General features: G+C 66.1%; 23 protein-coding genes. 13 read left to right on the top strand and 10 right to left on the bottom strand.

Translation table 11 applies throughout. The features are described from left to right. The first annotated feature begins 9 nt into the window (after nucleotides 1–9). The 3 genes from lspA to dnaE are packed head-to-tail and all read left to right on the top strand — an operon-like array spanning nucleotide 10 to nucleotide 5,107. Entirely contained in the window at nucleotides 10–582 is a 573-nt protein-coding gene (lspA, locus tag C3B78_RS07520; protein ID WP_104997516.1) for a signal peptidase II, read from the top strand. Nucleotides 583–586: 4 nt separating this feature from the next. After that, on the top strand, nucleotides 587–1,513 hold the full coding sequence (locus C3B78_RS07525; RefSeq protein ID WP_104999689.1) for an RluA family pseudouridine synthase: 927 nt from the start codon (nucleotides 587–589) through the stop codon (nucleotides 1,511–1,513). Between the two features lie 36 nt (nucleotides 1,514–1,549). Further along, nucleotides 1,550–5,107 carry a DNA polymerase III subunit alpha gene (gene dnaE, locus C3B78_RS07530; RefSeq protein ID WP_104997517.1) on the top strand — a complete coding sequence of 1,186 codons (3,558 nt, stop codon included), beginning with the start codon at nucleotides 1,550–1,552 and terminating at the stop codon, nucleotides 5,105–5,107. Between the two features lie 78 nt (nucleotides 5,108–5,185). Here dnaE and C3B78_RS07535 read toward each other — a convergent pair whose 3' ends face one another. Continuing rightward, on the bottom strand, nucleotides 5,186–5,644 hold the full coding sequence (locus C3B78_RS07535; RefSeq protein WP_104999690.1) for a flavin reductase family protein: 459 nt from the start codon (nucleotides 5,642–5,644) through the stop codon (nucleotides 5,186–5,188). A gap of 178 nt (nucleotides 5,645–5,822) precedes the next feature. Between C3B78_RS07535 and C3B78_RS07540 the strand changes: the two genes are divergently transcribed. The 3 genes from C3B78_RS07540 (at nucleotide 5,823) to nrdR (ending at nucleotide 8,373) form a co-directional block, all read left to right on the top strand. After that, the gene (locus C3B78_RS07540) at nucleotides 5,823–6,359 is read left to right on the top strand and encodes a hypothetical protein (protein WP_104997518.1); all 537 of its coding nucleotides are present in this window, start codon (nucleotides 5,823–5,825) and stop codon (nucleotides 6,357–6,359) included. A 4-nt stretch (nucleotides 6,360–6,363) separates the two neighbouring features. Further along, the gene (gene hisD / locus C3B78_RS07545) at nucleotides 6,364–7,731 is read left to right on the top strand and encodes a histidinol dehydrogenase (protein WP_104997519.1); all 1,368 of its coding nucleotides are present in this window, start codon (nucleotides 6,364–6,366) and stop codon (nucleotides 7,729–7,731) included. 138 nt (nucleotides 7,732–7,869) lie between these two features. Further along, nucleotides 7,870–8,373 (top strand): transcriptional regulator NrdR, encoded by a 504-nt coding sequence (nrdR, locus tag C3B78_RS07550; protein WP_104999691.1) that lies wholly within the window; start codon nucleotides 7,870–7,872, stop codon nucleotides 8,371–8,373. A 209-nt stretch (nucleotides 8,374–8,582) separates the two neighbouring features. Here nrdR and ppgK read toward each other — a convergent pair whose 3' ends face one another. Next, a complete protein-coding gene (gene ppgK, locus C3B78_RS07555; RefSeq protein WP_104997520.1) occupies nucleotides 8,583–9,386 on the bottom strand; it encodes a polyphosphate--glucose phosphotransferase in 804 nt (267 codons plus the stop codon). 129 nt (nucleotides 9,387–9,515) lie between these two features. Beyond that, nucleotides 9,516–10,394, bottom strand: coding sequence for a type I methionyl aminopeptidase (gene map / locus C3B78_RS07560; protein ID WP_104997521.1), 879 nt, complete (start codon nucleotides 10,392–10,394; stop codon nucleotides 9,516–9,518). 121 nt (nucleotides 10,395–10,515) lie between these two features. Between map and C3B78_RS19645 the strand changes: the two genes are divergently transcribed. Beyond that, a complete protein-coding gene (locus C3B78_RS19645; protein ID WP_120691318.1) occupies nucleotides 10,516–10,680 on the top strand; it encodes an SPOR domain-containing protein in 165 nt (54 codons plus the stop codon). A gap of 111 nt (nucleotides 10,681–10,791) precedes the next feature. Here C3B78_RS19645 and panB read toward each other — a convergent pair whose 3' ends face one another. Continuing rightward, nucleotides 10,792–11,688, bottom strand: a complete 897-nt coding sequence (panB, locus tag C3B78_RS07565) for a 3-methyl-2-oxobutanoate hydroxymethyltransferase (RefSeq protein ID WP_104997522.1) — start codon at nucleotides 11,686–11,688, stop codon at nucleotides 10,792–10,794. Between the two features lie 276 nt (nucleotides 11,689–11,964). On the opposite strand from panB, the gene glnA (C3B78_RS07570) reads away from it, so the two are divergent. From glnA (C3B78_RS07570) to C3B78_RS07585, 4 genes are all read left to right on the top strand, one after another. Continuing rightward, complete coding sequence (gene glnA / locus C3B78_RS07570) at nucleotides 11,965–13,305, top strand: type I glutamate--ammonia ligase (protein ID WP_104997523.1); 1,341 nt, start codon at nucleotides 11,965–11,967, stop codon at nucleotides 13,303–13,305. 9 nt (nucleotides 13,306–13,314) lie between these two features. Beyond that, nucleotides 13,315–16,326, top strand: coding sequence for a bifunctional [glutamine synthetase] adenylyltransferase/[glutamine synthetase]-adenylyl-L-tyrosine phosphorylase (locus C3B78_RS07575; protein WP_104997524.1), 3,012 nt, complete (start codon nucleotides 13,315–13,317; stop codon nucleotides 16,324–16,326). 80 nt (nucleotides 16,327–16,406) lie between these two features. After that, a complete protein-coding gene (locus C3B78_RS07580; protein ID WP_104997525.1) occupies nucleotides 16,407–16,850 on the top strand; it encodes a VOC family protein in 444 nt (147 codons plus the stop codon). Between the two features lie 5 nt (nucleotides 16,851–16,855). Next, nucleotides 16,856–17,380, top strand: a complete 525-nt coding sequence (locus tag C3B78_RS07585; RefSeq protein ID WP_104997526.1) for a GNAT family N-acetyltransferase — start codon at nucleotides 16,856–16,858, stop codon at nucleotides 17,378–17,380. A 277-nt stretch (nucleotides 17,381–17,657) separates the two neighbouring features. Here C3B78_RS07585 and glnA (C3B78_RS07590) read toward each other — a convergent pair whose 3' ends face one another. Continuing rightward, nucleotides 17,658–19,082, bottom strand: coding sequence for a type I glutamate--ammonia ligase (glnA, locus tag C3B78_RS07590; RefSeq protein WP_104997527.1), 1,425 nt, complete (start codon nucleotides 19,080–19,082; stop codon nucleotides 17,658–17,660). 304 nt (nucleotides 19,083–19,386) lie between these two features. Between glnA (C3B78_RS07590) and C3B78_RS07595 the strand changes: the two genes are divergently transcribed. After that, nucleotides 19,387–19,824 carry an RDD family protein gene (locus C3B78_RS07595; protein ID WP_104999692.1) on the top strand — a complete coding sequence of 146 codons (438 nt, stop codon included), beginning with the start codon at nucleotides 19,387–19,389 and terminating at the stop codon, nucleotides 19,822–19,824. A gap of 36 nt (nucleotides 19,825–19,860) precedes the next feature. Here the strand turns inward: C3B78_RS07595 and C3B78_RS07600 are convergent, their stop codons facing one another. The 4 genes from C3B78_RS07600 to lipB form a co-directional block, all read right to left on the bottom strand. Beyond that, a complete protein-coding gene (locus tag C3B78_RS07600) occupies nucleotides 19,861–20,217 on the bottom strand; it encodes a DUF3817 domain-containing protein (protein WP_104997528.1) in 357 nt (118 codons plus the stop codon). Nucleotides 20,218–20,300: 83 nt separating this feature from the next. Then, on the bottom strand, nucleotides 20,301–21,053 hold the full coding sequence (locus C3B78_RS07605) for a DUF4191 domain-containing protein (RefSeq protein ID WP_104997529.1): 753 nt from the start codon (nucleotides 21,051–21,053) through the stop codon (nucleotides 20,301–20,303). Nucleotides 21,054–21,152: 99 nt separating this feature from the next. Beyond that, entirely contained in the window at nucleotides 21,153–22,172 is a 1,020-nt protein-coding gene (gene lipA, locus C3B78_RS07610; protein WP_104997530.1) for a lipoyl synthase, read from the bottom strand. After that, entirely contained in the window at nucleotides 22,169–22,837 is a 669-nt protein-coding gene (lipB, locus tag C3B78_RS07615) for a lipoyl(octanoyl) transferase LipB (RefSeq protein ID WP_104997531.1), read from the bottom strand. The genes lipA and lipB overlap by 4 nt, the downstream gene beginning before the upstream one ends. A 163-nt stretch (nucleotides 22,838–23,000) precedes the next feature. Here lipB and C3B78_RS07620 point away from each other — a divergent pair, with 163 nt between their 5' ends. Continuing rightward, on the top strand, nucleotides 23,001–24,668 hold the full coding sequence (locus C3B78_RS07620) for a serine/threonine-protein kinase (RefSeq protein WP_104997532.1): 1,668 nt from the start codon (nucleotides 23,001–23,003) through the stop codon (nucleotides 24,666–24,668). Nucleotides 24,669–24,695: 27 nt separating this feature from the next. Here the strand turns inward: C3B78_RS07620 and C3B78_RS07625 are convergent, their stop codons facing one another. Further along, nucleotides 24,696–25,622 (bottom strand): TIGR01777 family oxidoreductase, encoded by a 927-nt coding sequence (locus C3B78_RS07625; RefSeq protein ID WP_104997533.1) that lies wholly within the window; start codon nucleotides 25,620–25,622, stop codon nucleotides 24,696–24,698.

Below are 25,622 nucleotides of genomic sequence, written 5' to 3' on the forward strand. Positions count from 1 at the left end.
GAAAGCACCATGACTGACGAACTTGCTGCGGACTCCGCACGCCCTGTCCCACCTGCCCCGCGTCCAGGCCGCACGGTGCTGCTCTCCGTCTTCGCAGGGTTTGCCCTCTTCGCCTATGTCCTGGACCAGCTCACCAAGCTGTGGGTCACGTCCAGCATGGTGGAAGGCGAACGGATCCCTGTGCTCCCGCCGCTGCTGCACTGGTACTTCATCCGGAACTCCGGCGCTGCGTTTTCCATCGGAGAGAACGTCACGTGGGTGTTCTCCATCATCATGGCCGGGGTGGCTGTGGCAATCCTCTTACAGATCCGCAAACTGGGATCGCTCTGGTGGTCCCTGGCGCTGGGCCTGCTCCTGGGCGGTGCACTGGGCAACCTCACCGACCGGCTCTTCCGTGAACCGTCCTTCGGCATGGGACACGTGGTGGACTTCATCCAGCTTCCCAACTTCGCCATCTTCAACATCGCCGACTCGGCGGTGGTTTCCGCCGTCGCCATCATCTGCATCCTGACACTGCGCGGCATAGCCCTGGATGGCAGCCGGGTGACCACGGAACGCAAGGACAAGGCCGACGATGCCTGAAACGATGCCTGAGCGGATTGTCGTTGCAGACGAATACGGTGGAACCCGCGCCGATGCCGGCCTTGCAGGACTCCTGGGCATCTCGCGTTCCCTCGCGGCGTCCCTCCTTGCCGAGGGCCATGTGCAGAGCAAGGGGACAAGGCTGGGCAAGTCGGCAAAGCTGGTTGCGGGTGACGTGCTTCACGTCAGCAGGCCGGAACGGCGTGACCCCCTGGAAGTCGTGGAGGAAGTTGTGGAAGGCCTGAAGATCCTGCTGGATGACGAGGATTTTGTCGTGGTTGACAAGCCGGTAGGCGTTGCCGCCCATCCGTCGCCCGGGTGGGTCGGGCCCACGGTAGTGGGCGGCCTGGCCGGGGCCGGCTACCGCATCTCCACCTCCGGATCGCCGGAGCGGGCGGGCATCGTGCACCGGCTCGACGTCGGAACGTCCGGTGTCATGGTGGTGGCAAAGTCCGAGCGCGCCTACACGGCACTGAAGCGGGCCTTCAAGGAACGAACGGTGGACAAGGTCTACCACGCCGTTGTCCAGGGCCTTCCGGATCCGCTGGCGGGAACCATCGATGCACCCATCGGCCGGCACCCGGGGCATGACTGGCGTTTCGCGGTGATTGAGGACGGGCGCCACTCCGTCACGCACTACGAAGTGCTGGAAGCCTTTGGCAAAGCCAGCCTGGTGGAGGTCCACCTGGAAACGGGCCGCACCCACCAGATCCGCGTCCACTTTTCCGCACTCCGGCACCCCTGCGCCGGCGACCTGACGTACGGTGCCGATCCGCGGCTTGCTGCCACCCTTGGCCTGACACGTCAGTGGTTGCACGCCCGGGAACTGGGATTCGACCACCCGGTGTCGGGCGAACCCGTCCGGGTCACCAGCGACTACCCGCAGGACCTCGCGTTTGCCCTGGAAATACTCGAGTCCGGGAAGGCCTGACGCAGTCCAGCCGGACCCGGCGCATAGAATAGTGCGGTGACTTCCAGCAACAACTCGTTTGTCCATCTCCACAACCACACCGAGTACTCGATGCTGGACGGCGCCGCCAGGCTCGGCGAGCTGTTCGACGAAACGGAGCGGCTGGGCATGCCTGCCCTCGCCACCACCGACCACGGCTACCTCTTCGGGGCCTTCGACTTCTGGAAGAAGGCCACGGACAAAGGGATCAAGCCGATCATCGGCGTCGAAGCCTATGTGACTCCCGGAACAGCACGCGGTGACAAGAGCCGCGTGCGCTGGGGTGAGGAACACCAGCGCAAGGACGATATTTCCGGCGGTGGCTCCTACACCCACATGACCCTCCTCAGCTACAACAACGCAGGCATGCGGAACCTGTTCAGGGCATCCTCCATCGCCTCCCTGGATGCAGTCTTCGGCAAATGGCCGCGCCTGGACCGGGAACTGCTGAACACCTACTCCGAGGGCCTGATCGCCACCACGGGCTGCCCGTCCGGTGAAATCCAGACCCGGCTGCGGCTGGGCCAGTACCGCGAGGCGCTGGAGGCCGCTGCGGAGTTCCGGGACATTTTCGGGGCGGAGAACTACTTCTGCGAACTCATGGACCACGGGTTGGACATCGAGCGGCGCGTCACCGGGGACCTGCTGCGGCTCGCCAAGGAGCTGAACCTCCCCCTGGTTGCCACCAACGACCTCCACTACACCCATGAGCACGATGCCAAGGCCCACGAGGCCCTGCTGGCCATCCAGTCCGGTTCCACCCTCCTGGAACCCACCTACGACAACGGCGGGTCCCGCTTCGCCTTCTCCGGCAGCGGCTACTACCTGAAGTCACCCCAGGAAATGCGGGAACTGTTCCGCGACCACCCCGACGCGTGCGATAACACCCTCCTGATCGCCGAGCGCTGCGAAGTGTCCTTCAACACCGGGGCCAACTACATGCCGCGGTTCCCCTGCCCGCCGGGGGAGGACGAAACCTCCTGGCTGGTCAAGGAAGTGGCCAAGGGGCTTGAGTACCGTTATCCGGGCGGTGTCCCCGACAACGTCCGTGCCCAGGCCGACTATGAACTGGGCGTCATCACCTCAATGGGCTTCCCCGGCTACTTCCTGGTGGTGGCGGACTTCATCAACTGGGCCAAGAACAACGGCATCCGGGTAGGCCCCGGACGTGGTTCCGGCGCCGGCTCCATGGTGGCCTACGCCATGCGCATCACCGACCTCGACCCCCTGCGCCACGGCCTGATCTTCGAACGCTTCCTGAACCCGGACCGCGTCTCCATGCCCGACTTCGACGTCGACTTCGATGACCGGCGCCGCTCCGAAGTCATCGACTACGTGACCCGGAAGTACGGCGACGAACGCGTGGCCATGATCGTCACCTACGGCACCATCAAGACCAAGCAGGCGCTGAAGGACTCCTCGCGCGTGCTGGGCTACCCGTTCAGCATGGGTGAGACGCTCACCAAGGCACTGCCTCCGGCGGTGATGGCCAAGGACATCCCGCTGGCCGACATCCAAAACCCGGAGGCCAAGCGCTATGGCGAAGCGGGCGACTTCCGCCAGCTCATCAGCACCGACCCCGAAGCTGCGAAAGTCTTCGAGACCGCGCTGGGCATTGAGGGCCTGAAGCGGCAGTGGGGCGTGCATGCAGCAGGCGTCATCATGTCCTCTGATCCGATCATCGACGTCATTCCCATCATGCGCCGGATCCAGGACGGCCAGGTCATTACCCAGTTCGACTACCCCACGTGTGAGGGCCTCGGCCTGATCAAGATGGACTTCCTGGGCCTGCGGAACCTGACGATCATTTCCGACGCCCTGGAAAACATCAAGATGAACCGCGGCATCGACCTGGACCTGGAAAACCTGGAACTCGACGACGCCCCTTCCTACGAGCTGCTGGCCCGCGGCGACACCCTGGGCGTCTTCCAGCTGGACGGCGGACCCATGCGGTCCCTGCTCAAGCTGATGAAGCCTGACAACTTCGAAGACATTTCCGCCGTGCTCGCCCTGTACCGTCCGGGCCCGATGGGTGCGAACGCCCACACGGACTACGCGCTGCGGAAGAACGGGATCCAGGAAGTCATTCCCATCCACCCGGAACTGAAGGAACCGCTTGCGGAGATCCTGGGCGGAACGTACGGCCTGATCGTGTACCAGGAACAGGTCATGGCGGTGGCCCAGAAGCTGGCCGGTTACTCGCTGGGCCAGGCGGACATCCTCCGCCGCGCCATGGGCAAGAAGAAGAAATCGGAACTGGACAAGCAGTTCGCCGGCTTCTCCCAGGGCATGCAGGACAACGGCTACTCCATGGAAGCCGTGAAGACCCTCTGGGACATCCTGCTTCCCTTCTCCGATTACGCCTTCAACAAGGCACACTCCGCCGCCTACGGCGTCATCTCCTACTGGACCGCCTACCTCAAGGCCCACTACGCGCCGGAGTACATGGCCGCCCTGCTGACCTCGGTGGGTGATGACAAGGACAAGTCGGCGATCTACCTCAACGAATGCCGGCGCATGGGCATCACCGTGCTGCCGCCGGACGTGAACGAGTCCGCCCTGAACTTCACCCCGGTGGGCAACGACATCCGCTTCGGCATGGGCGCCATCCGCAACGTCGGCGTCAACGTGGTGGAGGCCATGGTGGCCGCCCGCGAAAGCGAGGGCGCCTTCACGTCCTTCAAGGACTACCTGATGAAGGTCCCCGCCGTTGTCTGCAACAAGCGGACCATCGAATCGCTGATCAAGTCCGGGGCCTTCGACTCATTGGGCCACCACCGCCGGGCCCTGGCCATGATCCACGAAGAGGCCATCGACTCCGTCATCACGCTCAAGCGGAACGAAGCGATCGGACAGTTCGACCTCTTCGCAGGGTTCGACGCAGCCGAATCCGAGTCATCCCTGAGCATCGAGATCCCGGACCTGCCGGAATGGGAGAAGAAGGACAAACTCTCCTTCGAACGGGACATGCTGGGGCTGTACGTCTCGGACCACCCCCTGCAGGGCCTCGAAGGGCTGCTGAGCCAGCATGCGGAGATGAGCATTACCTCAGTCCTCGGCGAAGACGGACCGCAGGACGGCGCGATCATCACCATCGCCGGCATGATCACCTCGCTGAGCAGGCGCATCGCCAAGGCCAGCGGCAACGCCTACGCCAGGGCCGAAGTGGAGGACCTGGGCGGCTCCATGGAAGTCATGTTCTTCGGCCAGGTCTATGGCCCCATCGCCTCTGTCCTCGCCGAGGACCTGATCGTGGTGGTCAAGGGACGCCTGCAAAAGCGCGACGACGGCGCCATCACCCTCAACTGCATGGAACTGTCCGTTCCGGACCTCAGCGAGGGGCTCAACGGCCCGCTGGTGATCACCATGCCCACCTACAAGGCCACGGAAGCGGTAGTCACCGAACTTGGCGACGTCCTCCGTACCCACCGCGGGAACTCAGAAGTTCGGCTGCACCTGCAGGGGGATACCCGGACGGAGATCATGGGCCTGCCGGTCCACCTGCGCGTGAACCCCAGCCCGTCCCTGTTCGGCGACCTGAAAGTGCTTCTCGGACCCGCCTGCCTCGACGCCTGACGAGGCCCTGGACGCCTGACAGGGGGACGGACGACGGCGGCAAGTGCCGCCGGCCGCCCATTGTCCGCGGCGAGTGCGTCAGATCTCGTAGTCCAGCGGGACCGGCTGGCCGTACGCCCCGCCGTGGTACAGCAGGGGAGAGCCGTCGCCGCCTACCTGCCCGTCCACCACCTGGACCACCACAACGGCGTTGTTTTCGAAGGACAGGCGCATCTGCACTTCGCCAATGAGCCAACCGGCTACGCCTTTGAGCACCGGCACGCCGTGCGGGCCCACCTCCCAGTGGTCACCCTCGAAACGGTTGCCGGCACCCGCAAACCGGTCAGCGAGCTGCTGGTTCTCCAGGCCCAGCATATGGACCCCCAGGTAGGTGGTGTTTGCCACGGCCGGCCACGACCGTGAGCTGCGGGCCATGTTGAAGGTGAAGCGCGGGGGCTGGGCGGAAAGCGAGGCAACCGAGGTGGCGGTGAAACCGTAGGGCTGGTCCTGGTAGTTCACCGTGATGATGGCGACGCCGGCGGCATGGCGCCGGAACATCTCCTTGAACGTCCGCTCGAACGGAACGTCAGCTGCTGTCACGGAAACTCCTGGTGGGCTGGATGGCTGGTTATGTATGTTCTCCTTCAAGGGTATTGGTCCCCCCGCACCGGTGGAGAATCCCTTGAAGTCCGCGTACGGCGGTTAACCCGCCGGAACATTTGTTAAGGTTTGTTGCATGACGAAAGCCACCCTCCGCACGCGCCCGCGGCTGTCCTGGGCGATGTTCGCGGTCCCTGCAGCGGCGGGTCTCCCGCTGGGCATCCTGTGGTGGCTCCTGGCTCCCGGTGGCCTCAACCTGGTCACCCGGGATCCGGCCCTCTCCAGCGGCACCAATCCGGAGGTCTGGCTTCCGCGGGACCTGACGCTGGCCGGCCTGCTGGTCCTTGCCGGGTGCCTCCTGGCCGTTTTCCTGGCGGACCGCAAGCGCGCGGATCCGCAGGCGGACCTCCTGATGGGCCTGGCTGGTGCCCTGTGCGGCGCAGTGGTCGCCTGGCAGGCGGGGCTCCTCAGCGCGCAGTTATGGGCGCCCGACGTGGATGCCTCGGCGAACGCCAGCATCGCCTTTTCGCTGCGCGCCTGGCCGGTGCTGCTCCTGTGGCCCGCCGCCACGGCCGTGTCGGTTTTCGCACTGGAGCTTCATAACCTCCTGGGCAGGAAGTCCGACGACGAAACGCACCAGTCGCGGCACGCTGCGGCAGGGCCCGTAAAATAAACCAGTGACCATTTCTTCGGAGAATTCCGCCAGCCCAGCCGCCGCCGTCGTAAACTTCCGCACCGTTGACCTGCGCGGCCAAAGCCTGACCCTCGCCGGCTTGCGCGCCGCTGTCCCGCGCGCCCAGGGCCAGACCGTGGCGGACGCTGAAGAAAAGGTCCTGGACATCATTGCGGCCGTCCGGCGGGGCGGCTTCGGAGCGCTGGGAGAACTGGCCCTTCGCTTCGACGGCGTGCAGCAGCGCCACCCGCTGGTTCCGCAGGAGGCCCTGGCCGCGGCGCTCGAGGAGCTCGAGCCGTCCGTCCGCAGCGCGCTCGAGGAGTCCATCAGCCGCGCGCGGCGCTTCGCCGACGGCCAGCGTCCCCGCAACATCGAGGTCCGGCTCGGCGACGGGGCCGTGGTGGCCCAGAACTGGGTGCCGGTGGCAAGGGTGGGACTCTACGTCCCCGGCGGCCTCGCCGTCTATCCGTCATCCGTGATCATGAACGTTGTTCCGGCCCTCGCTGCGGGCGTGCGCTCGATTGCCCTGGCCTCGCCTCCCCAGAAGGAGTTCGCGGGACTGCCGCACCCCACCATCCTGGCCGCCGCCGCACTGCTGGGAATCACCGAGGTGTATGCCATCGGCGGCGCCCAGGCGATCGCCGCGTTCGCCTACGGTGTTGAGGCAACGGATGCCGGCCCTGCACTGGAGCCGGTGGACGTGGTGACCGGGCCCGGCAACATTTTCGTTGCCACCGCCAAGCGCCTGGTCAAGGGCGTCGTGGGGATCGATTCGGAGGCCGGCACCACGGAGATCGCGATCCTGGCAGACGCTACCGCCCAACCGGCCCTCGTGGCCGCCGACCTCATCAGCCAGGCTGAGCACGACCCCAAGGCGGCCTCGGTGCTGATCACCGATTCCGAGGACCTTGCCGCGGCGGTCCGCGCCGAACTCGGCCGCCAGGCGGCGGCAACCAAGCACTCGGTGCGTGTCCTTGAAGCGCTGTCCGGCCCGCAGTCCGGGGTTGTCCTGGTGGACAACCTGGACCAGGGCATTGCCGCATGCGACGCCTACGCGGCCGAACACCTGGAGATCATGACCCGGGACGCCGCGGGCGTCGCCGCCAGGATCCGGAACGCCGGCGCCATCTTTGTGGGCGACTACAGCCCCGTCAGCCTGGGGGACTACTGCGCGGGATCCAACCACGTCCTGCCCACCAGCGGCACCGCAGCTTTTTCGTCCGGCCTGAACGTCACCACGTTCCTGCGGGCCATCCAGGTGGTCAACTACAGCCGTGACGCACTGGCCGAGGTCAGCGGACACATCGTCAGCCTGTCCGGTGCGGAGGACCTTCCCGCGCACGGGGAAGCGGTGACGGCCAGGTTCGCCTGAGAACCCGCAGGTAGCAACATCTAGTAGCCGCGACCACAACATGTAGTATTACACGCTTGTTATTAGGGGTCCCCAGGACATAAAATGGGAGGCGCTGAAGTTGCGCCGGCACCGGCGCCCGGGAAGGAGGGTGGCACCATGTACTGTCCGTTCTGCCGCAACCCGGATTCCCGGGTGGTGGACAGCCGCATGGCCGATGACGGTTCGGCCATTCGCCGGCGCCGCCAGTGCCCGGAATGCGGCCGAAGATTCACCACTGTGGAAACCACCAGCCTTTCCGTGATTAAGCGGTCTGGCGTGGGGGAGCCCTTCAGCCGCAGCAAGGTGATCAACGGGGTGCGCAAGGCCTGCCAGGGACGGCCCGTCAGCGAAGACGACCTCGCGCTGCTGGCGCAGGAAGTCGAGGAGCAGATCCGTTCCTCCGGTGCGGCCGAGATCGACGCCCACGAGGTGGGCCTGGTCATCCTCGGTCCGCTGCAGAAGCTTGACAAGGTCGCCTACCTGCGGTTTGCCAGCGTCTACCAGGCTTTTGAATCCCTTGAGGACTTCGAAACCGCGATCGCCCTGCTCCGGCAGGAAGAAGAAGGCGCCCCGGGTATTACCGCAAAGGGCGCGAAAAGCTCCGAGAAGAGCCCCTTATAGACTCCGGTGGCGGCAGCGGAGGGGAAGCCGCAGCCGCCACCGGCACCAGCATGCCCAACAAAAAATCTTGACGGCCGCATCACCTGGCGCCCGCATCTTCTGGCGGTGCGATGAGTTCACCGTCGACGCCTGGTTCGGCCCTTACGGCGCCTTCGCCGAAAAACTGATCCGTGCCGCCGCCAACTGCCGGGCGGCGGCACGGCAATTTGCTACTTGGCGAGCTTGTGCTTCAGGGCGATTTCGATGGCGGCCCCGACGATGCCGGCCTCGTTGCGAAGGACCGCCGGCACGATGGGGGTACGGAGCCGAAGGTTGGGCAGGTACTCGTCGGCACGCTTGGAGATGCCGCCGCCCACAATGAACAGTTCGGGCGAGAACAGGAATTCGACGTGGGAGAAGTAGCGCTGCAGCAGGACGCTGTATTCGTCCCAGGACAGCCCGTCGCGTTCCCGTGCCACGGCCGAGGCTTTCGATTCGGCGTCGTGGCCGTCGATTTCCAGGTGTCCCAGTTCAGCGTTGGGAACCAGCTTGCCATCGAAGATGAAGGCGGAGCCGATTCCCGTGCCCAGGGTGATCACCAGGACGGTGCCCTTGACGCCGGCCCCGGCGCCGTAGCGGGCTTCCGCCAGCCCTGCGGCGTCGGCGTCGTTGATGACTTCCACCGGCCGGCCCAGGCGGGACGTCAGGAGCGCGTCGATGTCCGTGTTGAGCCAGCTCTTGTCCACGTTGGCAGCGGAGTGGACCACGCCGTGCTGGATGATGCCGGGGAAGGTCACGCCCACGGGCGAGCCGGCGGCCGGGGCCTCGGGCCGGGCAGAAAGCTCGGAAACCACCAGCGCCACTGCCTCGGCAACGGATTCCGGGGTAGCCGGCTGGGGCGTGGGAACCCGGAACCGTTCACCCAGCAGCTTGCCCTTCTTCAGGTCGACGATGCCGCCCTTGATTCCAGTGCCTCCGATGTCGATGCCGATCAGGGGGGCGTTCTTGTTCGACTTTTCGTCATTCTTGGCCAATGGGTATCCGTTCGTGGCAGAGGCGGGCAGGGTAGGAGCGGCCGGAAAGCCGCCGGGATTGGTGTCCGGTAAGGAACCGGGAAGGGGGTGCAGCGATCAGTACATCAGGCCGGAGACCAGGTGAACAGGCTACGGCAGGGTCAGGATTTCGGCGCCGGAGTCCGTCACCAGCAGGGTGTGCTCGAATTGGGCAGTGCGCTTCCGGTCCTTCGTGACCACTGTCCAGTCATCCGCCCACATGTCCCACTCCACGGTGCCGAGCGTCAGCATCGGCTCGATGGTGAAGACCATGCCTGCCTCGATCACCGTGTTGTAGGCCGGAGCGGCGTCGTAGTGCGGAATGATGAGCCCCGTGTGGAAGGCTTCGCCCACGCCGTGGCCGGTGAAATCCCGCACAACACCGTAGCCGAAGCGCTTGGCGTAGGACTGGATGGCGCGGCCGATCACGTTGATTTCCCGGCCCGGGGCCACTGCCTTGATGGCCCGGTTCAGAGACTCCCGTGTCCGTTCCACCAGCAGCCGGGATTCCTCGTCCACATCGCCCACCAGGAAGGTGTAGTTGGTGTCTCCGTGGACACCGTTGATGAAGGCGGTGATATCGATGTTGAGGATATCGCCGTCCTGGACCACGGTGCTGTCCGGAATGCCGTGGCAAATGACCTCGTTCAGGGACGAGCACAGTGACTTCGGGAAGCCCCGGTAGCCCAGGGTGGAAGGGTAGGCGTGGTGGTCAAGGAGGAACTCATGGCCCACCTTGTCCAGCTGGTCCGTGGTGACGCCCGGCCGGATGTGTTTGCCGACTTCCACGATGGCCTGGGCGGCGATCTTCGAAGCGATCCGGATCTTTTCGATTGTTTCGGGAGATTTGACCTCGGAGCCGGTGAACTTTGCCGGGGCAGGCTTGCCCACGTACTCCGGCCGGGGGATGGACGCCGGGACGGGACGCTGCGGACCTATGGTTCCCGGAGTGAGGGTGCCGATGGGTGCAGTCGAGGCAAGGGAAGGCATAGATTGATCATATAAGGCACTGCAGAACGCCTAACAACCGGAAGCCGCGCGGGACCTGCGAAAGAATCTAAGTTACGCGGATCACGCCGCCGCTTCCCCGCCGCCGGAACGAGGAGCAACGATGACTGAGTACTGGTACAACGTCAGGACGCACGAGATCGAAGAGGACCGGCTGTCCGACTGGAGCCAGCTGATCGGGCCCTACAAGACACGGGAAGAAGCCGAACACGCCCTTGAGAAGGTCCGTGCCCGCAATGAGGCGTGGGAAAAGGACGACGACGACTGACCGCGGGGACGGCAGGCCCGCCTGGGGCGGGCGTGCCTGGCCTGCCTGGCCTGCGGGTATGGCCCGCCCGGCGGTGGAACCCGCGGCCCGGCGGGTGGAACAGGCCCGGAGCTAGAACGAGTGTTCCGGCCCGGGGAACTGGCCGGACCTGACGTCCTCGGCGTAGGCAGTGGCCGCATCCATCAGCGTGCCCCGCAGGTCCGCGTACTGCTTGACGAACTTGGCCATCCGCCCGCCCCGCAGCCCCGCCATATCCTGCCAGACGAGCACCTGCCCGGTAGTTTCCTTGCCGGCGCCGATCCCTACCGTGGGAACGGAGACGGCCGCATCCACCGCCGCCGCCGTTTCGGCCGGAACCATTTCCATCAGGACGCTGAAGGCCCCCGCATCGGCCAGCGCGACGGCGTCGTCAATCAGCCGCTGTGCGTCGCCGCCGCGGCCCTGGACGCGGTACCCGCCCAGCGCATGCTCGCTTTGCGGGGTGAAACCGATGTGCGCCATCACCGGAATCCCGGCCTGCACCATGGCTTTCACCGTGGGGGCATAATATTTGCCGCCCTCGATCTTGACGGCGTGCGCCAGGCCTTCCTTGAGGAACCTGACGCCCGCGGCCACGGCCTGCTCAGGGGAAACCTCATAGCTGCCGAACGGCAGGTCGGCCACGATCAGCGCGCGCTTGGCGGACCGCGCCACCGCCCGGCACAGTGGCAGCAGCTCATCCACGGTGACCGGAAGGCTGGTTTCGTTGCCGAACACGTTGTTCGACGCCGAGTCGCCCACGAGGAGCACCTCGATCCCGGCAGCGTCGAAGATCTCCGCCGTGTACTGCTCATAGGCGGTCAGCATGGCGAACCTGGTCCCGTCCCGCTTGGCCTGCTGAAGGTGGTGGATGCGGACCTTGGCTGGCTTCCGTTCCGAAGCGGACGCTGCAGCCGGTCCGGGCCCGCTGCCGTAGGGGGCGGGGACGTCGGCGGACATGCTGGAGTCGGAGCTGTTGCTTGAGGCCATGGCATGAGCGTAGTGCGGTACCCGCCGTCGTAGCTACCGGGGGTCGTCGCCTCCGGTGGTGATAAGCGTCATAGGACGAAGCTGGAGCAGGTCCCCGGAAGCGGGCGAAGGCTGCACTCCGAAGCCAAAATCCGGCGGGGAGGTGTTAACGCTGTGTTACGCGCAGCGCAGGCTCCAGCATTGGCGCCGAATGCTTAGTACAGTGTTGGTGAACTGCTGCCGGCTTTTCCCCTCTGCGGACCCGGAGCATGGACGTTGACCGGAGAAGAGGCCATCATGGACCGCCAGCAAGAGTTTGTCCTGCGCACAATCGAAGAGCGCGACGTACGATTCGTACGCCTGTGGTTCACCGACGTCGTGGGCTCGCTCAAATCCGTGGCGCTTGCCCCCGCTGAAGTTGAGGGCGCCTTCGAGGAAGGCCTGGGGTTCGACGGTTCCGCGATCGAAGGCCTGGCCCGGGTGTTCGAATCCGACATGCTGGCCCAGCCTGATCCATCCACGTTCCAGATCCTGCCGTGGCGCGGTGAAACGGAGCAGACCTCCAGGATGTTCTGCGACATCCTCACGCCCGACGGCGAGCCGTCCGCCGCGGATCCGCGCAACGTGCTGAAGCGTACCCTCGCGAAGGCGGCGGACATGGGCTTCACGTGCTACACCCACCCGGAAATCGAGTTCTACCTGCTCAAGTCGCAGGAGCCCGGGCCGGATGGTGCACCCGTGCCGGTGGACGAGGGCGGCTATTTCGACCATGTTCCCGGCGGCGTGGCCCAGGACTTCCGCCGCACGGCGGTGACCATGCTCGAATCCGTGGGCATTTCGGTGGAATTCAGCCACCACGAGGCCGGCCCCGGCCAGAACGAAATCGACCTCCGGTACGCGGATGCGCTGCAGACGGCGGACAACATCATGACGTTCCGCACCGTGATCAAGGAAGTGGCTCTCCAGCAGGGCACCTACGCCACCTTCATGCCCAAGCCGTTCACCGCCCATCCCGGCTCCGGCATGCACACGCACTTCTCCCTGTTTGAGGGGGACACCAACGCCTTCTACGAGGCCGGCGCGGAATTCCAGCTGTCCAAGACTGCCCGCCAGTTCATCGCGGGCATTCTCAAGCACGCCCCCGAATTCACTGCGGTGACCAACCAGTTCGTCAACTCCTACAAGCGGCTTTGGGGCGGCGGGGAAGCTCCCAGCTACCTGAGCTGGGGGCACAACAACCGCTCGGCGCTGGTCCGGGTTCCGCTGTACAAGCCGGGCAAGGGCCAGTCCGCCCGGATCGAATACCGCGGCATCGATTCCGCGGCGAACCCCTACCTGGCATACGCCGTCCTGCTGGGAGCCGGCCTGAAGGGCGTCGAGGAAGGCTACGACCTTCCCGCCGCGGCCGAGGACGACGTCTGGTCGCTCAGCTCGGCGGAACGCCGCGCCATGGGCCACGATCCGCTGCCCGCAAGCCTCCATGACGCCATCCGGGCCATGGAAGAATCCGAACTGATGCCCCAGATCCTGGGCGAGCAGGTTTTTGAGCACTTCCTGCGCAACAAGCGCGCCGAGTGGCAGGACTACCGCCTGCAGGTGACGCCCTACGAGCTGCAGCGCAACCTCGGCATCCTCTAGGCGGCGGGCGTGAGCCTGGCGCGCCGCCTGATTGCGGCCGGCTTCAGCGACCTTGACAAGGGCGAGCGGTTCCTGGCTGCCCCGGAGCTGGAAGGGCTGGACCAGGACCGGCTGTTCGCGGGCCTGCACATGTCAGCCAGCCCGGACACTGCCCTGCAATCCCTGGTCCGCCTGATAGAAAAGCACCCGGACCTCAGGGACCTGGCCGCCGCCGACCCCGACACCAGCGAACCGATGTACCGGGTCCTCGGTGCGTCCGAGGCACTGGGGGAGTTCCTCATCCGCCACCCGGAACACCTGGAAGCCTTCCGGGTCCGGGCAAGCCCTGAGCCGCTGCAGGCGAATCCCGCGGACCTGCGCGAAGCCCTCCTGCAGTCCGTGGGCGCCGACCCGCGTGCCGAGCGCCCGGTGGCAGCCAGCACCGGATCCGATGCCTATGCCGCCCTGCGCACGGCCTACCGCAGGGGAGTGGTGGATCTCGCCGTCAAGGACCTGTGCGCCGCCGATCCGTTGGACTTCCTGCCGGCTGTGGGGGGCGAACTCGCGGACCTCGCCGGGGCAGCCATCGAGGCGGCCCTCGCAGTCTCGCGCGCCGAGGCCGCCGGGCAGTACGGAGCGGATGCCGTCGCCGCAGTCGGACTGGCCGTCATCGGCATGGGCAAATGCGGCGCCCGCGAGCTGAACTACATTTCCGACGTCGACGTCATCTACGTCGTGGACTCCGGCGACCTCGAGGACGCGCAGGCGAGCACCATCGGGGCTGCCCTTGCCAGCGGCATATCCCGCGCCATCTCTTCCGTGGCCCGCGAACCGGGCCTGTGGGAGGTGGACGCCAACCTGCGGCCGGAAGGCAAGTCCGGGCCCCTGGTCCGCACCCTGGCCTCGCACGAGACGTACTACGCCCGCTGGGCCGAAAGCTGGGAGTTCCAGGCGCTGCTGAAAGCCAGGACCATTGCCGGTGACGCCGCCCTGGGCCGCCGCTACGAGGAAGCAGTCGCCCCGCTGATCTGGAGTTCGGCAAGCCGTGACGGCTTCGTGGAATCCGTCCAGGCGATGCGGCGCCGCGTCACCGAGCACATCCCGGCCGCAGAGGAGCAGCGGCAGATCAAACTGGGCCGCGGCGGGCTCCGCGACGTTGAGTTCACCGTCCAGCTCCTTCAGCTTGTGCACGGAAAAGCAGATGAAACGCTGCGACGGCGTGACACTACCTCTGCCATTGCCGCCCTGTCCGCCGGAGGGTACATCGGGCGCTCCGACGCTGCTGCATTCGATAACGCCTACCGGTACCTGCGGCTGCTGGAGCACCGCATCCAGCTCTTCCAGTTGCGCAGGACCCACCTCATGCCGGTAGCCGAGCCGGCCCTCCGGTCGCTGGCCAAGGCAGTGCTGGGGCCTTTCTCCAACGAGCGGCCCCATCCCGACGCGCTGCTGGCCACGTGGCAGAAAACCAAGCGTTCTGTACGGGAACTGCACGAGCGTATCTTCTACCGGCCGCTGCTCAACACGGCCGCCAAGCTCAGCAGCGAGGACGCCAAGCTGACCCCGGAAGCCGCCCAGGGCCGGCTGGCGGCCCTCGGGTACCGGGATCCGCAGGGCGCCATGCGGCACATCGAGGCACTCACGGCCGGGGTCAGCAGGCGCGCCGCCCTCCAGCGGCAGCTGCTGCCAATCCTGCTGGACTGGCTGGCCGAAGGCGTGGACCCGGATGCCGGGCTGCTTGCGTTCCGGCGCGTCAGTGAGGCCTTGGGAACCACGCACTGGTACCTGGGAATGCTCCGGGACTCCAACGCCGCAGCGGAACGACTGTGCCACATGCTCTCGAACTCCAGGCTGATAGCGGATCTCCTTGAGGTCTCGCCCGAGTCCGTGGCATGGCTGGGCCACGACAAGGACCTGGTCCCCTTGAGCTTCGAAGCGCAGTGGCAGGAGATCACCTCCAAGATGTCCCGGCATGCGGATCCGGAAAGTGCCATGCGCCTTATCCGGCTGATCCGGCGGCGGGAAATCCTCCGGACCGCCGTGGCAGATTCAGCCGGGCTGCTGGACCAGGACCAGGTGGGGACGGCGCTGGCTGATACCGACCGTGCTGCCGTACTGGGTGCCCTGCGGGTGGCCGAAGGCATCGTCTCCGCCGGCGGCCCGCTGAAAACGGCAGTCCTGGTGGTGGCCATGGGCAGGCAGGGCGGCGGCGAGATCGGCTACGGTTCGGACGCGGACGTTATGTACGTGCACAGGGCCCTTCCCGGTTTCAGCCAGGAGGAAGCGCAGGAGCAGGCCGCGCGGATCGTTGCGAAGGTCTCCACCCTGCTGACGCAGCCCCTTAAGCCGGCCATCATGGCCGAGCGCGTCCTGCAAATGGACGCGGACCTGCGGCCCGAGGGAAAGAACGGCGCTATGGTCCGCTCGCTGGACTCCTTCGCCGAGTACTACCGGCGGTGGTCCCTGATCTGGGAGGCCCAGGCGCTCCTGAGGGCCCGCCCCATGGCCGGTAACGATGATCTTGCCAAGGATTTCCTCGACCTCATCGACCCCATCAGGTACCCGGAAACCATCGCGGATACCGACGTGCGGGAAATCAGGCGGATCAAGGCGCGCGTGGAGGCAGAACGGCTGCCCCGCGGCGCCGATCCCGCACGGCACCTGAAACTGGGCCGCGGCGGGCTGAGCGACGTCGAGTGGCTGGTCCAGCTCCTTCAGCTTCAGCACGCGGGCCGGCATCCCGAACTGCGGACAACCTCGACGCTCGCGGCGCTGGAAGCCGCTGCGCAGCTGGGCTTGCTGGCCCGGGCCGATGCCGACCTTTTGGCGCGTGCCTGGCGCCTGGCCAGCCGTATCCGGTCCGCCAACGTTACCTGGAGCGGCAAAGCCTCGGACCTGCTGCCCTCCTCCCGCCGCGACCTGGAAGCCGTGGCGCGCTGGTGCGGTTACGAGCCCGGTCAGGCCGCCGTCCTCGAAGAGGACTACCTGCGGGTCAGCCGGCGGGCCCGGGCGGTCTTCGAGCGGGTTTTTTACGGACAGTAGCCGCGACCGGCAGCCGGACGCCTCCCCGGCGGTAGCTGAGCAGGGCTGACACCCGCCCTGGCCGGTGCTACTTTGAGCCCATGGCAACCCAAATCTATTTCAACCTGCCCGTCAAAGACCTGAAACGCTCGGTGGACTTTTTCACGGCCCTTGGCTTCTCCTTCAACCCGGACTACACCGACGAGAATGCCACCTGCATGATCGTCAACGAGAACGCCTACGTCATGCTCCTGGTGGAGTCCTTCTTCAAGACCTTCACCTCCAAGGACGTTGCGGACAGCAAGGGCTCCGCGGAGGCGATCATCGCCTACTCCGTGGACAGCCGGGAGGCCGTGGATGAGGCCGTCAGGACAGCCCTGTCCTCCGGCGGGTCCCCGTCCGAAAAACCCCAGGACTACGGATTCATGTATAACCACAGCTTCCAGGATCCGGACGGCCACCTCTGGGAAGTGATGTGGATGGACCCGGCCGGCCCGCCGGCCGAGTCCGCAGCCGGCGGCGATGCCGCCGGCCCCCAGTCCTGAGCGGCATGGGCAGAAGCATTTGGCTCATTTCGCTCCAGGACCTCGACGCCGACGCCCGGGCCGTCCAGCTCGGAGCCGTGGCAAACCTGGAGCTGGGCCCCGGGCAGGAGCGGTTCGTCGGTGACCCGTTCCGAATGGCACTGGCAGGACTGGCTGAGGAATCGCGGCGGCCCTACGTCATTGAGTGCGCCGGCAGGGCCGTTGGGGTGCTGACCCTGCAGGCCGGCGCAGCACGCCTGGCAGGGTGGCCGGACGAGGCGTCTGCGTGGCTTCTGCGGGGTTTCATGATCGACCGGCGGGAACAAGGCCGCGGGCTCGGCGGCCTCGCCGCAGCCGCCGCTGTGGCGGCCGCTGAAAAACTCACCGCCCGGCACCAAACCCGGGAGGCCGGCGTCGTCCTTTCAGTCAATGAAGCCAATCCTGCGGGCGTGTCCGCCTACTGCCGGGCCGGCTTCGAGGACCGGGGCCAGTACACCGGAGGGGCAGCAGGACCCCAGCGCATTATGTTCCGAAGTTTTCGGCCGCGATAGCGCCTCGGCGCCGGGGCGCCGTTTGCACTGAGAAAGCGATTGCCCGATCATGTGGATTGGCGGTGTTCTTCAACCTTGTTGGGGGGAAGGCTGGAACGGTCTTCATCCCGGGGGGCATTCGTCAGGGGGTCTGGTTCCCGGTCTCAGCACGTCTGGAACCGGGCCCCCACCTTTTATCTCTTTTCCGGGTACGACTTTCCCGGACACGCAAAGGCGGCCACCGGATAACCGGTGGCCGCCTTTGCTGCCTTAGGAGTCCTGAAGACCAGGTCCGGGACTAGACGCCGTAGTAGAGCTCGAACTCGTAGGGGTTCGGCCGCAGCGACAGCGGGCGGATCTCGTTCTCGTACTTGTACTCGATCCAGGTGTCGATCAGGTCCTGGGTGAAGACGCCGCCGGCCTGCAGGAACTCGTTGTCCTCGCGCAGGGCCTCCAGGGCTTCCTCGAGGGTGCCCGGAGCCTTCGGGATGTCCTTGGCTTCCTCGGCCGGGAGCTCGTAGAGGTCCTTGTCGATGGGAGCCGGGGGCTCGATGCGGTTGCGGATACCGTCAATGCCGGCCATCAGCTGGGCAGCGAACGCCAGGTAGGGGTTGGAGGAGGGGTCCGGCGCGCGGAACTCGATACGCTTGGCCTTGGGGTTGGTGCCCGTGATGGGGATACGGATACCGGCGGAGCGGTTGCCCTGCGAGTAGACCATGTTGACCGGAGCTTCGAAGCCCTTGACCAGGCGGCGGTAGGAGTTCACCGTCGGGTTGGTGAAGGCCAGGACGGCGGAGGCGTGCTTGAGCAGGCCACCGATGTACCAGCGGGCGGTGTCGGACAGGCCTGCGTAGCCCTTTTCGTCATAGAACAGCGGCTCGCCGCCGTTCCAGAGCGACTGGTGGCAGTGCATGCCGGAGCCGTTGTCGCCGAAGACCGGCTTGGGCATGAAGGTTACGGACTTGCCCCAGGCGTCTGCGGTGTTCTTGATGACGTACTTGAACTTCTGCAGGTCATCGGCAGCGTGGGTCAGCGTGGTGAACTTGTAGTTGATCTCAGCCTGGCCGGCGGATCCAACTTCGTGGTGGCTGCGCTCGACCTCGAGGCCGGCCTCGTCCAGTGCAACACACATGGCGTCACGGAGGTCAGCCTGCTTGTCCTGGGGAGCTACCGGGAAGTAACCGCCCTTGACGGCGGTCTTGTAGCCGAGGTTTCCGCCCTCTTCCTCGCGGCCGGTGTTCCAGTAGGCTTCCTCGGAGTCGATCTTGTAGAAGCTGCCCTGCGGGGAGGACTGGTACTGGACGTTGTCGAACACGAAGAACTCGGCTTCGGGAGCGAAGAACGCGGTGTCGGCGATGCCGGTGGATGCCAGGTACGCCTCAGCCTTCTCGGCAACGCCGCGGGGGTCGCGGTGGTACGGATCGCCCGTGCGCGGGTTGACGATGGAGAAGTTCAGCGCGAGGGTCTTCTCCATGCGGAAGGTGTCCAGGAACGCCGTGGTGACGTCGGGGATGAGCTGCATGTCAGACTCAGCGATGCCCTGGAAACCGCGGATGGAGGATCCGTCGAAGAGCTGGCCGTTGATGAAGAAGTCGGCGTCAACACTCTTCGCGGGGACGTTGAAGTGCTGCTGGACGCCCGGAAGATCGGTGAAACGGATGTCGACGAACTTAATATCTTCGTCCTTGATGAACTTGAGGACTTCGTCCGCAGTCTTGAACATCTATGCTCCTTACGCATATGTAAATATCTGGCGTGCAAGCCAGCTGATCCAGCGCAATCCGACAGCAGGGAAACAACGCAGTGTTTCCCTGCTGTGTATTACCTGCCGTGTTTTACCTGCTGTTTTACCTGCCGGTGGGTTGCTTGAAACTGGTAACAGCCTATGGACGCAGCATTTCCCGTCCGTGTCCGCATTGTTTCGGGCAGGTTACAGAATGCCCTGATATGGCAAGGCTATCTTCCGTCCACTCTGTGGTCTAACGCCATCCACAGTGTGGTCCGCGGGAAGTCGCTAAGCTTGCATGGTGGTAGATCGCAAAGACATTGGCTCCTGGCTCTCCGGCCCCGACACCTCGGGCATCTCCAAGTATCCGGGGGAGAGGCTGGGGCTGCCGGAGTCGGGCCCGGGCTCCATCGCACGGGCAGGCCGCAGGATCGCGGCGATCACGATCGACTGGACAGTCGCGCTGCTGATCAGCAACTTCGCCTTCGCGGGCGACGCCTGGGCCACGCTGGCAATTTTCGCCGTCGAACAGACCCTGCTGGTCGGGACCCTCGGCTACAGCATTGGACACCGTGCGGTGGGCATCCACGTGGTGAGGGCCGGGGGTGCTGCGCCCGGTCCGCTGGCCGCACTGGTGAGGTCCCTGCTGCTGTGCCTGGTGATCCCCGCGGTGATTTTCGATCCTGACCACCGCGGCCTCCACGACAAGGCAATGAATACGCTGTTGGTCCGCCGCTAGGCGCCCGAAGCCCCGGCGGCGCGGAGCCGCCCCAGGCTAGACGGAACTTGGTTCCCGGACGGCAGCTGCGCCGTTGGGTGCCCCGGCAAGGCTGAGGTACCGGCGCTGTCCCGCCCATCGTTCGAACAGGATGGTGGCGAACGGGAACACGGCGGACAGGCCCGCGAACAGGGCAACCACGAAGGGCCAACCCTGCAGCCGCCAGAGTGCCAGGGCGCAGATGCCATACCCCACGAACAGGACCCCGTGAATGGGGCCCGCCACCTGGACGCCAATCTCCGTGGTGCCGGCGATCCACTTGAAGTACATGCCGATGAGGAGCGCCGCCCAGCTGAAGGCTTCCGCGACGGCCAGGATCCGGAACGCGCGGATCACTGCTTTTGTGAGTTTCATGGTGTTGTCCTGTCCTGATGTGGGGGCTGCAAAGAAAACGCCCCGGCTGCCGGCCAAAGCCGGAACCGGGGCGGGTTCAAAACCTAGCGTCCGCGGTTGGGACGAGCCTTGTAGGGGTCAATGCCCTTGGGAATCGGCAGGCGGTTGCCCAGTGACGCGATCCGCTTGGACACGGCACTCACCTCAAGCTTGGTCAGTTCCTTCTTGAGCTTGCCCATCTTCTTGGCTACTTCGCTGAGGGGCACCTGGCCTTCGCCGCGGCCGCTTTCAATCACGTGCACGGTGACGTTGGGCAGTATGCGCGCCAGGCGCTTGCGTTCGGCTTCCAGCAGCGGCTTCACCCGGTGCGTGGGGCCTTCGCTGACCAGCACGATGCCGGGACGGCCGATCGCGCGGAAGACGGCGTCCTGGGTGCGCGGGTTGACGGCAACGGGCTGTTCCTCGGTGATCCAACCGCGCCGCAGGGTGCCCAGCGCAGCGCCGGAGGCGCCGGGCTGGTCCTCAATTTGCGCGAAGGCGGCGCGTTCTGCCCGGCGCGACAGGATGAACGTGGCACCGAGCAGGCCCAGCGGGATCCCGATGATGAGGCCGGTGATCCAGTTGTCCAGCCAGAAGCCCACCAGGAAGCTGACAGCCACAACGCCAAGGAAGACCAGCAGCATAAGCCACGGAACCATGGGGTCATGACGGCGTGTCATGGTGAAGACTTCGCGGATCTGCTTGAGCCGGCTGGGCTTCTTGACCTTCGCCTCTTTGGGCTTCCGCGAGAAGAGGCCACGCTTGACTGCGCTGGAGCCAGACGGAGTGGAGTTGCTGGAATCAGGGGATTTCGCCATAGTTCCTCAATTCTACGTGACCAAAGCCCAAGGGCCGGCACCGGAGTCTTCCGGTGCCGGCCCTTGGGGTGACGCTGTGTTTTTCTGGCAGTGCGCAGCTCAGGAGCGGGCGGCGAGCAGGGTGCTGGCTTCCTGGCGGGTGGTGCCGGAGTCCTGGATGCCGTCGGCGATGTGGGCGAGTTCGGCGGGGATGTCGCGGCCTTTCTTGCGCATTGCGGTGGCCCAGAGCCGGCCGGCGCGGTAGGAGGAGCGGACCAGCGGGCCGGACATGACGCCCAGGAACCCGATCTCGGTGGCCTCGTCCTGCAGGTCCACGAATTCCTGCGGCTTGACCCAGCGGTCCACCGGCAGGTGCCGTTCGGACGGGCGGAGGTACTGGGTGATGGTGATCAGGTCACAGCCGGCCTCGTGCAGGTCCCGGAGGGCTTCGGAGATCTCTTCGCGGGTTTCGCCCATGCCCAGGATCAGGTTGGACTTGGTCACCATGCCCAGGTCCCGGCCCTGCGTGATCACGTCCAGGGACCGCTCGTAGCGGAACGCGGGCCGGATCCGCTTGAAAATCCTCGGCACGGTCTCCACGTTGTGCGCGAACACCTCGGGGGCGGAGTCGCAGATCGCCTTGATGTGTTCGGGCTTGCCGGAGAAGTCCGGGATCAAAAGTTCGACGCCGGTGCCGGGGTTCAGTTCGTGGATCTTCCGGACCGTCTCGGCGTAGAGCCACACGCCCTCGTCGGCGAGGTCGTCGCGGGCCACCCCGGTGACGGTGGCATACCGGAGCTGCATGGCCTGCACGGAGCGGGCCACCTTGGTGGGTTCGAACATGTCCACCGGGGACGGCTTGCCGGTATCGATCTGGCAGAAGTCACACCGCCGGGTGCACTCGGACCCGCCGATCAGGAACGTGGCCTCCTTGTCCTCCCAGCACTCAAAAATATTGGGGCAGCCGGCCTCCTCACACACCGTGTGCAGGCCCTCTTTCTTCACCAGGTTCTTGAGCTGGACGAATTCCGGCCCCATCTGGACCTTCGCCTTGATCCAGTCCGGCTTCCGCTCCACGGGAACAGCCGAGTTGCGCTGCTCAACGCGCAGCAACTTCCGGCCTTCAGGTGCCAATGTCACAGGAGAGCTCCTTCGGGGCTTGAGACGAGTGCTTCTTCATGCTTGCGGAATTCCTCGACGAAACGGTCCACGATGTCGGCCGGGGCAATGTCCTGGCCCGTCTCGAGGGACATCGTGGTGACCCCGGCATCGGTGATGCCGCAGGCGATGATCTGCGCGTAGGGCGCAAGGTCGTTGCTGCAGTTGATGGCAATCCCGTGCATCGTGACTCCATTCAGGACACGAATGCCGATGGCTGCGATCTTGCGGTCCGGGCCCTTGCTGTCAGCCTTGATCCAGACACCTGCCCGGCCCTTGATGCTTTCGGCCTTGATGCCGTAGTCCGCCATGACGGCAATCATGACCGCCTCCAGCCGTTCTACGTAGTCCCGGATGCCTGCCCGGTTCTTCAGCTTCAGGATGGGGTAGGCGATCAGTTGGCCAGGCCCGTGCCAGGTCAGCTTGCCGCCGCGGTCTACAGCCACCACCGGCGTGCCGTCAAACGGCCGTTCGTGGTCTTCTGTGAGCTTGCCGGCCGTATATACAGCCGCATGCTCCAAGAGCAGGACAGTGCTGGGTGCTTCACCGGCGACGACTTTGTTGTGGAGTCCGCGCTGGATGTCCCAGCCCTTTTGGTAGTCGACGAAATCCGGAGCAAGACCCAGCGTGGAAAACTCAAGAGTCATGGCATCCAGCTTAGACCCCGCGGCGTCCCGCGCCCGGTTTAGTGCTTAACCTCACCCACCTGCTGGAGGCATGTCACTGGCGCTCCGGAACCAGTGCGGAGCCCGGATGCCAAGCCTGTGGATAACTTCTGCGGGCCTTGCCGGATTGGGCTAGACATGAGCTATGGAAGATTTGCAGGCACCCGAGGTGCCGGGCTTCGCCGTTGAACGCTTGCTTGGGCAGGGCGGGAGCGCGGTTGTCTGGCTGGCCAGGGAGCAAAGGACGGGGCGGAACTTCGCGGTTAAATGCTTCCGCTCAGGTCAGCGCCGGGCAAACGGCCCGGCGACGGTGACGGAGGATGCCGTGCGGCGTGAGATCCGGATCCTGTCCGTCCTGGACCACCAGCACCTGGTCAAAGCGCGTGATGCCGTCCGGCTGGCAGGGCAGCCGGACGGCGGTACGGCCCTGGTCATGGACTATGCGCCCGGCGGGTCACTGGCCGCCCTCGTATCCAGCCGCGGCAGGCTCACTGTCGGCGAAACAGTCACGGTACTGACGCCCCTGGCCCAGGTCCTGGACTACCTGCACAGCAAAGGATTCACCCACTCGGACGTCTCCCCGGGAAACGTCCTGTTCACCGGACAGGGCAAACCGCTGCTGTCCGATCTCGGCATAGCGCGGATGCTGGGTGACCCCGGCAGCATGGCACTTTCCGGAACGCCCGGCTTCACGGACCCGGCCCCGGTGGACGCAGTGCGGGGCCTCCAACCCGAACGGGACGTCTACTCGACGGCGGCACTGGGCTGGTTCTGCCTGACCGGCCAGGCTCCGCCCCGGACGGCTGACCGGCCGCCGCTTTCGCTCCTTCTTCCGGAGGTTCCGCGGGAGATGGCGGCCGCCCTGGAAGCCGGGCTCAACGAAGACCGGCGGGCCCGGCCCTCAGCGGCTGCCCTTGGCACGGCCGTCTACCGCAGCGCCTCGCCCCGGCCGCTGGACCTCGCTGCAGCGGTCCATCCCACGGTGATCCCGGAACTCATTACCCGCCGGCACATCCCGGCGCCGTGCCGGAGCGGAACAGTCAAGGACAAGGCCGCGGCCGCCGGCAGGCGGATCGCCACAGCGAAGCGGGGGGCGCTGCCGCTTCCCAGGCAACGCATGCCGTTCCCGGACGCCACGGGTGAGGTTCATCCGGCCCGCGGCAAACACCGGCTCACGGCGCCCGGCAGGGCGCGCCGCCGTAAGCCGGGATTGCGGCGCGTGCTGCCCGCCGCCGCGGCAGTGGCAGCCGCCGGCCTGTGGTGGCTCGCTGGAACCGGTGGTGCACCCGCCGAATCTGCCCCTGCTCCGGGACCAGCTGCCATTACTGCCCCGCCTCCGGCCCCTGCCGGTACAGCAACCGTAGGTACAGGGCGCGGCACTCAGGGCGGTGCAGGCCTTGCCGATGCCGCCAGGCAGCAAGCAGGGGACTCCGATCCCGTCCGGGCGGTCGAGGGCCTCGCCCTCCTGCGGGACCTTGCATTCAGCAGGGGCTATTGGGAACTGCTGGCAGAAGTCAACGCAAAGGATTCGCCGGCAGCGGCCACGGACCAGCAGTCAGCGGAGCCCCTTCGCAGCTCCGGCCATGTCCTGGAGGGTTTCTCCAGCAACCTCGCGGAGCTTCGCGCCGAGGACGGTGCAACTGCCGCGCGGGCCGTGGTGAGTGTTGTGTCCAGTTCCTCCGCCTATGAGGAGAAGGACGCCCAGGGCGTCGTAGTACGGGCCGGGCCGGCGGCGGGAGCGCGCCAGCTCAGGCTGGTCCTGATAGCCGGGGACGGCGGGTGGCGGATTAGCGAGATCCTGCCGGGCTCCTGATCCTGGCGCACCGGCCTGCCGGCAGCGTCAGCCCAGGCCGGCCCCTTCCCTGCCTGCAACCTTGTCCTTGCCCGCCACCCACTGCGCGGCCTGTGACAGCGTGGGATGCTGCCACTCGAAACCGGCCGCCTGCAGCACGGCAGGCTCCATGCGCTGGCTGGACAGCAGGAGCTCGTCCGCCAGGCCACGCATCACCAGCCGGAGGACAGGGGCAGGAACCCGCAGGGCCGCGGGGCGGTGCACGGCGCGGGCGAGAGCCCCCACCAGGGCATTGACGTCGGCATCCTCGGGAGCACACAGGTTGACCGGCCCGCTGATGCCGGACTCCAGCAAAAAGAGGAACGCCGCGGACACGTCCGGAAGGGTTATCCAGGGCCAGTACTGGCGGCCGTTCCCCAGCGGACCGCCCACGCCCAGCCGAATCAGCGGCAGCAGCCGGCCCAGGGCGCCTCCCTTCCTGCTGAGGACCACACCCGTCCGTGTCACCACCACCCGCACACCCGGGGGAGCGGTGGCAGCGGCGTCCTCCCATTCCCCGCAGATCGCCGCCAGCGTCCCGGACCCCCGTGGCGCATCTTCCCTGAGCACGGTATTTTCGGCGTCGCCGTAGTAATTGGAGCCGGACTGGCTCAACAGGACATGCGGCGGGGAATCAAGCTGCTGCATCGCCCGGGTGAGGGTATGCGTTGAATCCACCCGCGAGCGGAAGAGCTCCTCAACGCGCCTGCGGGTCCAGGGCCGGTCACCGATGCCGGCGCCGGAGAGATTGACGACGGCGTCCGCCCCGGCAAGGGCCTGCGGGTCCAGTTCGCCCGCGGCGGGGTTCCACCGGACTTCCGCCGCCCTGCGGGGGTCCCGCCTGACCAAGGACACGACGTCGTGTCCGGTGTTCCGGAAGGTTGCTGACATGGATTTGCCGATCAGCCCGGAGGCCCCGGCCATGACGATGCGCAT

The sequence above is a fragment of the Arthrobacter sp. PGP41 genome, assembly GCF_002953935.1.
GTDB lineage: Bacteria > Actinomycetota > Actinomycetes > Actinomycetales > Micrococcaceae > Arthrobacter.

What these genes read in the sequence shown, in the direction of transcription:
- lspA (WP_104997516.1), top strand. Translation starts at nt 10, where the DNA reads ATGACTGACGAACTTGCTGCGGACTCCGCACGCCCTGTCCCACCTGCC.
- C3B78_RS07525 (WP_104999689.1), top strand. Translation starts at nt 587, where the DNA reads ATGCCTGAGCGGATTGTCGTTGCAGACGAATACGGTGGAACCCGCGCC.
- C3B78_RS07535 (WP_104999690.1), bottom strand. Translation starts at nt 5,644, where the DNA reads ATGTTCCGGCGCCATGCCGCCGGCGTCGCCATCATCACGGTGAACTAC.
- C3B78_RS07540 (WP_104997518.1), top strand. Translation starts at nt 5,823, where the DNA reads ATGACGAAAGCCACCCTCCGCACGCGCCCGCGGCTGTCCTGGGCGATG.
- nrdR (WP_104999691.1), top strand. Translation starts at nt 7,870, where the DNA reads ATGTACTGTCCGTTCTGCCGCAACCCGGATTCCCGGGTGGTGGACAGC.
- map (WP_104997521.1), bottom strand. Translation starts at nt 10,394, where the DNA reads ATGCCTTCCCTTGCCTCGACTGCACCCATCGGCACCCTCACTCCGGGA.
- C3B78_RS19645 (WP_120691318.1), top strand. Translation starts at nt 10,516, where the DNA reads ATGACTGAGTACTGGTACAACGTCAGGACGCACGAGATCGAAGAGGAC.
- panB (WP_104997522.1), bottom strand. Translation starts at nt 11,688, where the DNA reads ATGGCCTCAAGCAACAGCTCCGACTCCAGCATGTCCGCCGACGTCCCC.
- glnA (WP_104997523.1), top strand. Translation starts at nt 11,965, where the DNA reads ATGGACCGCCAGCAAGAGTTTGTCCTGCGCACAATCGAAGAGCGCGAC.
- C3B78_RS07580 (WP_104997525.1), top strand. Translation starts at nt 16,407, where the DNA reads ATGGCAACCCAAATCTATTTCAACCTGCCCGTCAAAGACCTGAAACGC.
- C3B78_RS07585 (WP_104997526.1), top strand. Translation starts at nt 16,856, where the DNA reads ATGGGCAGAAGCATTTGGCTCATTTCGCTCCAGGACCTCGACGCCGAC.
- glnA (WP_104997527.1), bottom strand. Translation starts at nt 19,082, where the DNA reads ATGTTCAAGACTGCGGACGAAGTCCTCAAGTTCATCAAGGACGAAGAT.
- C3B78_RS07600 (WP_104997528.1), bottom strand. Translation starts at nt 20,217, where the DNA reads ATGAAACTCACAAAAGCAGTGATCCGCGCGTTCCGGATCCTGGCCGTC.
- C3B78_RS07605 (WP_104997529.1), bottom strand. Translation starts at nt 21,053, where the DNA reads ATGGCGAAATCCCCTGATTCCAGCAACTCCACTCCGTCTGGCTCCAGC.
- lipB (WP_104997531.1), bottom strand. Translation starts at nt 22,837, where the DNA reads ATGACTCTTGAGTTTTCCACGCTGGGTCTTGCTCCGGATTTCGTCGAC.
- C3B78_RS07620 (WP_104997532.1), top strand. Translation starts at nt 23,001, where the DNA reads ATGGAAGATTTGCAGGCACCCGAGGTGCCGGGCTTCGCCGTTGAACGC.
- C3B78_RS07625 (WP_104997533.1), bottom strand. Translation starts at nt 25,622, where the DNA reads ATGCGCATCGTCATGGCCGGGGCCTCCGGGCTGATCGGCAAATCCATG.